Annotated in this window: 6 protein-coding genes; 3 read left to right on the top strand and 3 right to left on the bottom strand. The window is 61.1% G+C overall.

What is annotated here, in order from left to right:
* Positions 1–47: 47 nt before the first annotated feature.
* Genes CKO35_RS01780 through CKO35_RS01770 form a run of 3 tightly spaced genes read right to left on the bottom strand, consistent with a single transcriptional unit; the run spans position 48 to position 5,010 of the window.
* A complete protein-coding gene (locus CKO35_RS01780; protein ID WP_200171963.1) occupies positions 48–2,132 on the bottom strand; it encodes a putative bifunctional diguanylate cyclase/phosphodiesterase in 2,085 nt (694 codons plus the stop codon).
* The gene (locus tag CKO35_RS01775) at positions 2,129–4,492 is read right to left on the bottom strand and encodes an ATP-binding protein (RefSeq protein ID WP_200171961.1); all 2,364 of its coding nucleotides are present in this window, start codon (positions 4,490–4,492) and stop codon (positions 2,129–2,131) included. The genes CKO35_RS01780 and CKO35_RS01775 overlap by 4 nt, the downstream gene beginning before the upstream one ends.
* Positions 4,489–5,010, bottom strand: coding sequence for a YfiR family protein (locus CKO35_RS01770; RefSeq protein ID WP_200171959.1), 522 nt, complete (start codon positions 5,008–5,010; stop codon positions 4,489–4,491). Before CKO35_RS01770 ends, CKO35_RS01775 begins: the two co-directional genes overlap by 4 nt.
* 209 nt (positions 5,011–5,219) lie before the next feature.
* Between CKO35_RS01770 and CKO35_RS01765 the strand changes: the two genes are divergently transcribed.
* From CKO35_RS01765 to CKO35_RS01755, 3 genes are all read left to right on the top strand, one after another.
* Positions 5,220–5,681: a DUF1841 family protein gene (locus CKO35_RS01765; protein ID WP_200171957.1), complete on the top strand. Its 462-nt coding sequence runs from the start codon at positions 5,220–5,222 to the stop codon at positions 5,679–5,681.
* A 424-nt stretch (positions 5,682–6,105) separates the two neighbouring features.
* Positions 6,106–6,999 (top strand): RnfABCDGE type electron transport complex subunit B, encoded by an 894-nt coding sequence (locus CKO35_RS01760; RefSeq protein ID WP_338031739.1) that lies wholly within the window; start codon positions 6,106–6,108, stop codon positions 6,997–6,999.
* A 131-nt stretch (positions 7,000–7,130) separates the two neighbouring features.
* Complete coding sequence (locus CKO35_RS01755) at positions 7,131–12,140, top strand: 2-oxoacid:acceptor oxidoreductase family protein (protein WP_200171955.1); 5,010 nt, start codon at positions 7,131–7,133, stop codon at positions 12,138–12,140.
* Positions 12,141–12,142 lie beyond the last annotated feature (2 nt).

The raw sequence follows: 12,142 nt of genomic DNA, 5'->3' as shown, positions 1-12,142 counted from the left end.
CACTCAATGACAGGTCTTTCCGTGAATGGCGCATGCGGCAAGAACACTCAGGCGCGTATTGCCGTACTCCAGTCCTGGCCAAGCAGTGCCGGGATTTCGTCTGATGAAACCGGTGAGCTGAAAAAATAGCCCTGCAGGGTATGGCAGCAATGCTGGCTGAGTAATTTCGCCTGCTCCAGGGTTTCCACTCCTTCGGCGGTGACAGTGAATCCCAGATTGTTACCCAATGAAATGATGGCCTTGACGATCGCCAGACTCTCGCCATCATGGGGCAGGCCGCTGACGAAGCTGCGATCCACCTTGAGGTTATTCAGGGGAAGCCGTTTCAGATAACTCATGGAAGAGTATCCGGTGCCAAAGTCATCCAGCGACATCTTCAGGCCCAGTGCATGCAGTTCACCAAGGGTTTGCAGTGTCATGGCGCTTTCATCCATCAGGATGCTTTCCGTGATTTCGAGTTCAAGGTGGCGGGGATCAAGCCTCGCTTCCCGCAGGATCTCCTTGATGATGCGAGCCAACGCGCCATTTCTGAATTGAACGGGCGAAAGGTTTACTGCAACTTGCAGAGGATGACCGTGGGCGTGCCAGTGGGCAGCGTCCCGACAAGCGGTGCGTAAGACCCACTCGCCGATGGGGATGATCAATCCGATGTCTTCGGCCAGGGGGATGAAGTCCACGGGAGATACCAACCCCCGGGATGGGTGCGTCCAGCGGATCAGGGCCTCCACCGACAGGATGCGCCCTGTTGTCAGATCCAGTTGAGGCTGATAAGCGAGGAAGAACTCCCCGGCCTCCAGGGCACGGCGGAGGTCCGCTTCCATGTTCAGACGGTGCATGGCCTGTTGGGTGAAGGCCGGGCTGTAAAACTGGGTATTGTTCCGCCCTTGATACTTGGCATGGTACATCGCGGTATCGGCGTGCTTGAGCAGGGTGTCGGCATCTTCGCCGTCATCCGGGTACACGGCGATGCCGATGCTGGCGGTGAGGATCATTTCCCGTCCTCCAATAACGAACGGCCGTTGCAGGAGTTCCTGTATGCGCTGGGCCACCATCAGCGCGTCCTCGGGGTGGACCATGTCCGGAATGATCACGGTAAATTCATCCCCGCCCAGACGGGCCAGGTTGATCCCCTGCAACTCAAGGGCCGGTCGGGACACCATGTCCGTTGGCCGCACCCCAAGACGCAGTCGCTGCGAGGCATGCTGAAGCAGCACGTCACCGGTGGAATGACCCAGCGTATCGTTGATGTGCTTGAAACCATCCAGATCGAGGAAAAGAACGCCCAGTTGACACTGGCTGCTCTTTGCGCGCCGGATTTCTCCCTCCAGACGCTGCATGAGGTGCTGACGGTTGGGAAGTCCGGTCAGTCCGTCGAAATAGGCCAGTCGAAAAATCTCGCCATCGGCTTCCTTGCGTTGAGTGATGTCACGGACCAGGCAAAGTGTTTCCCGGCGGTTGATGATCACGATCCGGGTTTCGAAATAACGAGGAGACTGGTTCGGTGCCTGGAGTGTGTATTCGATGTGCTGCAGCCCTTCGTTCGCAAATGCCCGCGCCATGGCTGTCAGATAGGATTTTGCGACCTCTTCGGGCAGGCTGCCGAGCAGGTGCTGCCCGGTCCCTGGATGGGATTCATCCTGCAGGCCGGCCAGCCGGTCCAGAACGGTGCCTTCAGGGGAGAGCCGGAACATGATGTCCGGCAGCGCACTCAGGATGGCGGCATTCCGTGCGTTGGCCTGATGCAGTTCAAGGCGTGTCAGGTGGGCGCGCCAAAGGTACTTGATTCGATGCCCGATGAGGTTCCAGTGGATGGGCTTTGAGATGAAGTCCGTGGCACCCGCCTCGAAGGCCCGGGAAATGGAGTCAACATCGTCCATGCCGGTGACCATGACGATGGGTAACTCCTCTCCGGCCATTTGGCGCAGGTGTGTGCAGACCTCAAAACCATTCAGGCCGGGCATGTCCACATCCAGCAGCACCATGTCGCAGTCCGCCTGTTCGAACAACGCCAGTGTCTGTTCGCCATCCGACGCGCTGATGGTGCCAAAACCTGCCCGTTCCAGGGTGGCCGCCATGAGCATGCGGGTGGTGACGTCATCGTCGGCCAGTAGAATACGGACAGTGTCGTTCATGTCGCCGCCTGAATCCTGGCCCGGATTTCATCGAGAGTGGTCTGAAAAACCTGCTTTAAATCCTGCCGGATGCCGTCCGGTATCACTCCGTGGTTTCCTTGGGCGAGGGTTTCCAGTTGTTGGCAGATTCTGGACAGACGCAGGGCACCCACATTGCCGGAACTGGATTTCAGAGTGTGTGCGGCTCCGCGCAAGGACTCATGATCGCCGGACGCCATGCCCGCTTCGATCTGGCCGACCAGGCGTGGGGCTGAATTCAGAAAGGCCTGGAACAGCCTCGTCAGAAGATCTTGTCCACGGCCGGAGTCAAGACTCTGCAGGTCATCCAGGATCTGTTGATCAATGATTGGCGGTTCATCGTCCTTGTCCCTGGGGGGGCGGATGATGATTGAGGGGCCTGCGGAAGAAGGCAGCCAATGTTGCAGGAGGCTGTAAAGCTGTTTGATGGTATGGGGTTTCGACAAATAGGCCTGCATGCCGACGGACAGGCATCGGCGCTTCTCCCGTTCCGAGGCATTGGCCGTCAGGGCAATGATGGGAATGTCCCGGCATCCGGGTATCTGTTGTTGGCGGATTGCCGCCGTTGCCTGAAGCCCGTCCATCAGAGGCATTTGGCAATCCATCAGGATCAGGTCGATGTTACTCTTGCTCAGTGTGGAGATGGCCTCCCTTCCATTACCGGCAATGCTGACCTGGAGTCCCATCTGTTCCAGCATCGCCCTGGCGACCATTTGATTCACTGGATCGTCTTCTGCCAGCAGAATATGACCCTCCAGGGGCTTGGCATTGGAGATGTTCCATGCCGATCCGTCTTCCTCAAGAGGGTTAACCGCCGATTCTCCGGAAAAGCTGCCCCGTGATAACCGTAGCTGGACAAGAAAAACCGTGCCCTGTCCGGGGGCGCTGTGTATGGACACCGAACCATCCATGAGTCTTATCAATCGCTTGCAGATGGCCAGCCCGAGACCTGTTCCGCCATAGCGGCGGGTGGTGGAGCCATCCGCCTGGGAAAAATGCTCAAATATTCTTTCCTGCGCCTCGGGGGCAATCCCGATGCCGGTGTCCGCCACCCGCAACTCGATATACGCGTTTTCTTCATCGTGAGCCATGTTCACGGCCGTGCTGACGGAGACCTCGCCCTGATGAGTAAACTTGATGGCATTGCTCAGCAGATTGGCGATGACCTGATTCAGTCGGAAGGGATCGCCACGCAGCCATAATGAATGATTCGCCGGGGAAAACCGGGCGGTCAGTTTGAGGTTTTTCTTTTTTGCCGATTCCTGGAACAGCCGGACGCAGTCATTGATCAGGGTTACAAGATCGAAATCCACCTGCTCCAGTTGCATGTGTCCGGACTCAATCTTGGAGAAGTCCAGAATATCGTTGATGATGTTCAGCAGTTGGCGGCTGGCCTTGAGCGCAGTGTCTGCGTAGTGTCGCTGCACGCTGTCCAGCGGTGTGTTCAACAGCAGCTCGGTCATGCCCAATACTCCATTCATTGGAGTGCGGATCTCGTGACTCATGGTGGCCAGAAATTCGCTTTTTGCCCGATTGGCAGATTCGGCGGCTTCCTTGGCCTGTCTGAGTTCGAGGGTGCGTTTTGCAACCTCATCTTCCAGTCGCTCCTTCTGCTGGCCAAGACGAAGATCCCTTTCCTGGATCTGGCTCAGCATGGTGTTGAAACCTTCGGAGAGGGTGCTGATTTCAAGGATGTCAGTGGTGCCAGCCCTGACACCGAGGTCCGTATCCTGGGTGACTCGCTTCATCAGTGCGGTCAGATTCGATACCGGTTCCAGTATCCGTGCTCCAAGGCGCATCATTAAAATCCGGCTGGCGAGCAGGGCCAGAGCCGCAGCCAGTGCCATGATCAGGCTCATCAACAGCATCTGGGCATGGAGGGTGTGCAGGCCCACGACGATTTCTATCTCGCCCAGTGTGTTTCCCTCCAGTACCACCGGTTGACTCAGCGTGATCCGGGAAAGGCGGTGAATGACGTGCTGGTTGTTCTCCTCCCCGGGGCCTGCGAGTGGGAAGCGGGCAGACTGATAGCGGGCAAAGGGATGGTTCTCCTGATCATGGATCACCGCGGCCTGGACGTCAGGAGAATGGCGAAGGGAGTCGAGCAGATCCTGGGCGGCCTTCTCATCATCAAACAACAGGCTGGCTGCGGCGTTTTCCGCCAGCACCCTGGTCATCACCCTGTTTGCGTCCATCAGGGAGAGCAGGCTGAAGGTCAGCCCGCTGAGAAAGGAGATGACGACGATGATCGCGACAGAGATCCCCAGCGTGGTGCAGTTGATGCGCCGCAGCCTGTTTGCCAGCGGAAGTGGTCGATGGCCGTGCGCAGAGCCGAATTTCATTTCTCGACCTCCGTGGCCAGACGCAGCAACCTGGAGCTGAGGCTCAGGCCCTGTGCCCGGGCAGCGCTCAGATTCGCTTCAAAGGCAATGCGGTTGTGTTGCCGGACCATGTTGAGGGCAACGCCCTGTCGCATGGCGCCCGGTGAGTCCGCTACTGTCAGGACCGGTGATCCCTGAACGGCGCTCAGTACATGAGGCAATTGGCTGATGGCGGATCTGCTGATGAAGACTACCTGGCAGTCGGGTAATTCAGGCAGTGTCGAAACGCGGTGCGTGATAATCCATCGATGCCCCACCTGACGGTGATCGAGCATGATCAGATCTTCACCGAAGGGATCAAGGCCATAGATACAAAGATTAAGGGTGTTACCGACCTGCTCGGGCCACTCCGTGAACAGGGCAAAATTGTAGAGGAAGGCTGCCTTGAGCCGGTATTCCGTGGGGTTTTCCGCCAGACTGAGCGCAGACAAGGAAATGTAAATAATGGAAATCAATGCCAGGCGGGCGATGGATTTCATGAGGGGCAGTTTGCCCCCATGCCTGCACAGCCCCGGCTTTCGAATACCTTTCCGTGTAAACATATCGAAACCGCGTGCCGCCATGGCTTGACGAAGGATTAAGTTTAAACTCAGTTTAGGTCAATCCAGATCGATTGTCTTCCCGACCGGAGTTGCTGCCCCGGGGTGGGGGGGATAGGCTTAAACCTTTTTTATTCCGGGACACGATCATGTATGCCAATAACCGTGAGCAGCTCAGACGGATGTACTGCGAGGCCTGGAGAAAGTGTCGGGCGGGTGAATCCTTGCAACCGCTGGAACGGCAGATCGCCCGTGTGGTTCAGGATCATCCGGAGTATCAGTCCATGCTGGAGGCGCCGGAGGCGGCAATGGCCGCTGAGTTTTTCCCGGAGCAGGGGGCCGTCAATCCCTTTCTGCACATGGGCATGCATCTGGCCATCCGGGATCAGGTGGCAACGGATCGGCCTCCGGGTGTCCGCGCGGCGTTTGAGCGATTGGCGTCCCGGCTCGACCCCCTGGAAGCAGAACATGTCATGATGGAGTGTCTGGGGCAGGCGCTCTGGGAAGCCCAGCGCAGGGGCGGGGCACCGGATGAAGTCGCGTACCTGGAATGTCTGCGTCAGGCTGCCCTCCCGGGTCCGTCCGGGAAATCCTGCCGGTCGGCCGGCTGACCCGGCCCTCGACCGGGCGTCGATTTTCCCGATTGCAACACAGGCTCATCAGGACGGGCCTGGGACGCTTTCTTGTGTCCAGTTGATGTTGGCCTGTGCGGGATGTAGACAATTTTTCTTTTGCCTGCTTTCAGACTTTTCCCCTCCCTGGCGGTCATCGGCGCCCGCTGGATCCTGCTTCAAAAATCCTGAATGAGAAGCGATTAATCTCTATCCCTCTGTAGAAGCTGGATTTATGGCCGCCATAATTCAAACCCAAATACCCTTGCTTTCATTGTGAATTCGCAAATCCCCCTTCGGAATAACGATTTTTCATCGTCTTTAATCCTGAATCTGCTTGACCGGATCTGCATCGCAAGGTACGTTTTGTCATCAATTGTTCACTGCACAAAAGCCTGGTTATTCACTAAGAAATGTGTTCACCGTGACTTCTCCGATCCTTCAAATAGCGCTGGCAAGCGGCTTCATGGCCGGTCTGGGCATACTCCTGGCCGGCATTCTGGCCATTGCCAATCGCCGTCTTTATGTCTTTGAAGACCCGCGCATTGACCAGTTGGAAGACCTGCTGCCGCGGGCCAACTGCGGAGCCTGCGGTGTGGCCGGCTGCCGCCCGTTTGCCGAGGCCCTTCTGGAGGGCCGGCTGGAGCCGGCCCGCTGCACGGTGAACTCCACCGACATGAACCAGCAGATTGCCGACATGCTGGGGGTGGCCCTGGGCAGCCATGAGCGGCAGGTTGCCCGCCTGGCCTGCGCCGGTGGTTCCCACGTGGCCGCTACCCGTGCCCGTTATCAGGGCCTCAAGTCCTGCCGTGCCGCCGCCCTGGTGTCCGGCGGCGGCAAGGGCTGCACCTGGGGGTGCCTGGGGCTGGGGGATTGCGAGGTGGTCTGTGATTTCGACGCCATCCGCCTGGACCGTCACGGCCTGCCGGTGGTGGATCCGGTCCGTTGCACCGGCTGCGGCGACTGCGTGGATGTCTGCCCGAAGGATCTTTTCAGCCTGCAGCCGGAAAGCCATCGTCTCTGGGTGGCCTGTCTCAACCAGGATCCTCAGGATGAGGCCATGGCCCACTGTCAGGTGGTCTGCACCGCCTGCGGTCGTTGCGCCGCCGATGCGCCGGAGGGCCTGATCAGGATGGAGTCCAACCTGGCCGTCATCGATTACGCCAAGAATGCCCTGGCCTCTCCCGTGGCCATCCAGCGCTGCCCCACGGGGGCCATTGTCTGGCTGGAAGGGCAGGCGCCCCTCAAGGGGTCGGGCGCCCGCAAAGTTACCCGCAAGGAACCACTGCCTCGCATGGAGCCCCTGCCGCGCGTCTGACCGCACGTACGGCAGCATCAGGGCTCGCCGGTCGACATGGCGTCGACCGGCCCTTTGGCATCCCCGCATGGAAGGCGCAGATACCGATTACAAAAACGTGACGGCCTGTGAGCCGGCAGGAGAGAAACGACATGCTGTTCAAGCGCAAGTCATCGCAGGAATTCAAATACCAGGGGACCCGCGCGGCCCTGGACGGCAATACCGCCGTCATCTATTGCGAGCGTGAGTCTTCCGATGCGGCGGGGGCCTACCCCATCACCCCGTCCACCCAGATGGGCGAGATGTGGGCCGAAGAGGTGTCCAAGGGGCACATCAACATCTCCGGTCGCTCCCTGGTGTTCATCGAGCCGGAATCCGAGCATGCCGCGGCTGCCGTCACCGCCGGTCTGGCCATGACCGGCATGCGGGCCATCAACTTCTCGTCGGCCCAGGGCGTGGCCTTCATGCACGAGTCCCTGTACGCCGCCGCCGGCAAGCGCCTGCCCTATATTCTCAACATCGGTTGCCGTGCCATCACCAAGGCGGCGCTGAACGTGCACGCCTCCCACGATGACTACCACTGCGTGGACGACACCGGCTTCTTCCAGGTATTCGCCAAGAATGCCCAGGAAGCGGCGGACCTGAACATCATCGCCCACAAGGTGGCCGAGCTGGCCCTGAACCCCGGGATCGTCGGTCAGGACGGCTTCCTCACCACCCACCTGATCGAGTCCATGAAGGTGCCGGAGCGGGAGCTGATCGCCGAGTTCCTGGGTCGTCCCGATGATATGATCGACTGCCCGACCCCGGCCCAGAAGATGATCTTCGGCGAGAAGCGCCGCCGCATCCCGGCCACCTGGGACGTGGACAACCCCATGGTGTCCGGTGCCCTGCAGAACCAGGACGCTTACATGCAGCAGGTGGCGGCCCAGCGGCCGTACTTCTACGACCATGTGGCCGAGCTCACCGATCAGTGCATGGAAGAGTTCTATCAGCTCACTGGCCGTCGCTATGCCCGTGCTTCCGGCTATCGCACCGAGGATGCCGAGTACCTGATCGTGGGGCAGGGCAGCATGGTGGCCACCGCCGAGGCCGTGGCCGATCATTTGCGCGAAACCCGCGGCATCAAGCTGGGCGTGGTGAACATCACCATGTTCCGCCCCTTCCCCGGCGAGCTGCTGGCCGCCCTGCTCAAGGGCCGCAAGGGCGTGGCCGTGCTGGAGCGTACCGACCAGCCCCTGGCGGAAGACCTGCCGCTGATGCGCGAGACCCGCGCCGCCCTGGGCAAGGCCATCGAGAATGGTCTGGCCGGCAAGGGCGAGGCCCTGCCGTATCCTGCGTATCCCGCCTTTGATCGCAACGGTGATATCCCCCGTCTGTACTCTGGTGCCTACGGTCTGGGTTCCCGCGACCTGCAGCCCGAGGGGCTGATCGCCGCAGTGGAAAACATGCTGCCCGAAGGCGGCAAGCGCACCTTTTTCTATCTGTCGGTGGACTTCATCCGCGATCAGGCTGCCAGTCCCAAGCAGGAACTGCACCAGCAGGCGCTGCTGGAGGCCTATCCCAACATCAAGAGCATGGCCCTGCGAGGGTCCGAGAACCCGAGCCTGATGCCCGAGGGTGCCATCGCCGTGCGCCTTCACTCCGTGGGTGGCTGGGGTGCCATGACCACCGGCAAGAACCTGGCCATGACCCTGTTCGACCTGCTGGACTTCCACATCAAGGCCAACCCCAAGTACGGTTCCGAGAAGAAGGGCCAGCCCACGACCTATTATCTGGCCGCGGCACCGGAGCCCATCCGCGTCAGCAACGAACTCAAGCAGGTGGACGTAGTGCTGTCCCCTGATCCCAACGTGTTCGATCACTCCGATCCCCTGTCCGGTCTGAGCAAGGGGGGGGTGCTGATCATCCAGTCTTCCCTGGAGACCCCCGAGGCGGTGTGGCGCAGCTTCCCGCTGGCGGCACAGCGCTATATCCGTGACAACGAGATCCGCGTCTTTTATCTGGACGCCTTCAGAATCGCCCGCGAGGAGGCTTCCAACCCCGACCTGCAGTTCCGCATGCAGGGGATTGCCTTCCAGGGGGCCTTCTTCGCCGCCTCCCCGGTGATGCAGCGCAAGAACCTCACCGAGCAGACCCTGTTCAAGGCCATCGAAGACCAGTTGCAGGAGAAGTTCGGCAGCAAGGGCGCCCGCGTGGTGCAGGACAACCTGCGCGTGGTGCGGCGTGGTTTCGATGAGCTGGTGGAGATCACCGAGAAGAGCCCGGCCACCGACAACCTGCCGACCCTGGCGGAGCGCCGCGCCCCGGAAATGCCGCTGATGCTCAAGCGCATGCCTCAATCCCTGACGGCTTCCGGCGACATCCATCGCTTCTGGGAGCAGACCGGCAGCTTCTATATCTCCGGTCAGGGCAACGAGAATCTGGCGGATCCCTTCATCGGCATGTCCCTGATCCCGGCCTCCACCGGCATCTTCCGCGACATGACCCAGATCCGCTTCGATTATCCGGAGTGGCTGCCGGAGAAGTGCACCGCCTGCGGCGACTGCTACACCGTCTGCCCCGACAGCGCCATCCCCGGCCTGGTCCACACCCTGGGCGAAGTGTTCGAAACCGCCGTGCGCCGCATCGAGATCGGCGGCAAGCCCACCCGTCACCTGCGCCGTGCCGTGCGTGACCTGGAAAAACGTCTGCGCAATGCCCTGACCCAGGCCGGCGACGGTGCCGACGTGCGCGCCGAGCTGGATTTCGCCATCACCCATCTGCTGGCCGAGACTGACCTGCAGGGTGACGACAAGACCCGCCTGCAGACTGAACTGGGTTGGCTCAAGGAGTCCATCGGCGACTTCCAGTTCGCCGCCACCCGTCCCTTCTTCAGCACCATGGAAAAGCGCGCCAAGGGCAGCGGCGGTCTGTTCTCCCTGACCCTCAACCCCTACACCTGCAAGGGCTGCATGGAATGCGTGCGCATCTGTGAGGACAAGGCCCTGGTGGTGACCCCCCAGACCCCGGAGAGTGTGGACACCATGCGCCGCAACTGGGACTTCTGGATGGATCTGCCCACCACCCGTCCGGACTACATCCGCATCGAGGACCTGGACGAGGGCATCGGTGCCCTGGAAACCCTGCTGCTGGACAAGAAGGCCTACGGTTCCATGAACTGCGGCGATTCCGCCTGTCTGGGCTGCGGCGAAAAGACCACCGTGCATCTGTTCACGGCCACCGTGACCGCCTTGATGCAGCCCCGCGTCAAGGCCCAGCTCAAGAAGCTGGATGATCTCATCGCTCGGCTGGAACAGCATGTGCGCCTGAAGCTGGCCGAAGGCATGGACCTGTCCAATGTCCAGGCAGTCAACCAGGTGATCGGCGAGCATGCCGACAAGGATCTGACCCTGGCCCGCCTGTCCACCGCCCTGGATGCCGGCGGCAGCCATACCGTCGATCCGGACTGGCTGCAGTGGATCACAGGCGTGCTGTCCAGGCTCAAGGACCTGCGCTGGCGTTATCTGGAAGGGCCTTCCGGCCGTGGCCGCACCGAGATGGGCGTCATCAACGCCACCGGCTGTACCTCCGTGTGGGGTTCCACCTTCCCCTACAGCCCGTACCCGTTCCCCTGGGCCAGCCATCTGTTCCAGGACACCCCGTCCATGGCCATGGGCATCTTCGAAGGTCACATGGCCAAGATGGCAGAGGGCTTCAAGGCCATCCGCATGGCGGAGCTGGAACTGGCCGGTACCTACAACCCGGTGGAGCATGAGCCCTTCTTCGCCCAGTTCAACTGGGAGCAGTTCAGCGACGAGGAATTCCACCTCTGCCCGCCGGTGGTGGGGATCGGTGGTGACGGCGCCATGTACGACATCGGCTTCCAGAACCTGTCCCGCGCCCTGATGTCCGGCATGCCCATCAAGGTGCTGGTGGTGGATACCCAGGTGTACTCCAACACCGGCGGCCAGGCCTGTACCTCCGGCTTCATCAGCCAGGTGTCCGACATGGCCCCCTACGGCAAGGCCTGGAAGGGCAAGGAGGAGATCCGCAAGGAGATCAGCCTGATCGGCCTGGCCCACCGCACCAGCTACGTGATGCAGGGTGCCATCTCCCATGTGACCCACTTGCTGGAGAGCTTCATCGAGGGCCTCAACGCCCGTCGTCCGGCCCTGTTCAACGTCTATGCCGTGTGTCCCCCGGAGCATGGGGTGGGTGACGACGTCGCCTTCGCCCAATCGAAGCTGGCGGTGGAATCCCGTGCCTATCCGTTGTTCCGCTACAACCCGGACAAGGGTGTGACCTTCCGTGAGTGCTGCACTCTGGAAGGCAACCCGGCCATCGATCGGGACTGGCCCACCTATACCCTGAAATATCAGGAAGAGGACGGCAGCGAGGCCACCATGGAACTGCCCATGACCTTTGCCGACTTCGCCCTGACGGAAGGCCGCTTCCGCAAGCATTTCCGCAAGGCGCCGGTGGAAACCTGGAATGACGACATGATCCCCATGGCCGACTTCCTGGCGCTGTCCGAGGACGAGCGGGAAGGTCGCTTCCCCTATGTCTGGGCCGTGGATGCCAAGAACCGCCTGACCCGGGTACTGGTGTCCGAGGAGCTGGTGCGTTCCGCCGAGGAAAGACTGGAATTCTGGCATCAGCTCAAGGGGCTGCTGGGACTGGATCACGAGGTGGTGGATGTGGACGCCGTGGCGGCCCAGACCCGTGCCGACATGGCCCAGCGTCTCTCCAGCGCCCTGCTGTCCCTGGTCAGCGGCGAGGGCGCCGCGAAGCTGGCGGATACCCTGCAGGCACCCGCGCCCGCACCGGTGGTGATCCCCGCCGCCCCGGCGGTACCGGTGCCCGCGGTGTCGGCAGCGCCGGTCAATGGCAGCAACGGCAACGGCCATGCCGTCAAGGGCAACGGACTGGAATACGAGGCTGTCTGGGTGGAGACCACCGAATGCACCGCCTGTGACGAGTGCGTGCAAATTGCCCCGGGCGTGTTTGCCTATGACAACAACCGCCAGGCGGTGGTGACCAACCCCCAGGGGGCCCCGTACAAGGACATCGTGCGGGCCGCCGAGAAATGCACCGTGATGGCGGTGCATCCGGGCACCCCCTTCAACCCCAACGAGCCCGACGCTGAAAAGCTGATGAAGCGGGCCATGAAGTTCAACTGACC

This window comes from Ectothiorhodospira shaposhnikovii (assembly GCF_016584105.1).
In the GTDB taxonomy this organism is placed as follows: Bacteria; Pseudomonadota; Gammaproteobacteria; order Ectothiorhodospirales; family Ectothiorhodospiraceae; genus Ectothiorhodospira; species Ectothiorhodospira shaposhnikovii.
The sequence above is the reverse complement of the archived record's forward strand: the minus strand, read 5'-3'. Positions and strand labels throughout refer to the sequence as shown.

Bases quoted from the DNA above. Each gene is read 5' to 3' on its own strand.
- CKO35_RS01780 (WP_200171963.1), bottom strand. From the start codon at position 2,132: ATGAACGACACTGTCCGTATTCTACTGGCCGACGATGACGTCACCACC.
- CKO35_RS01775 (WP_200171961.1), bottom strand. From the start codon at position 4,492: ATGAAATTCGGCTCTGCGCACGGCCATCGACCACTTCCGCTGGCAAAC.
- CKO35_RS01770 (WP_200171959.1), bottom strand. From the start codon at position 5,010: ATGAAATCCATCGCCCGCCTGGCATTGATTTCCATTATTTACATTTCC.
- CKO35_RS01765 (WP_200171957.1), top strand. From the start codon at position 5,220: ATGTATGCCAATAACCGTGAGCAGCTCAGACGGATGTACTGCGAGGCC.
- CKO35_RS01755 (WP_200171955.1), top strand. From the start codon at position 7,131: ATGCTGTTCAAGCGCAAGTCATCGCAGGAATTCAAATACCAGGGGACC.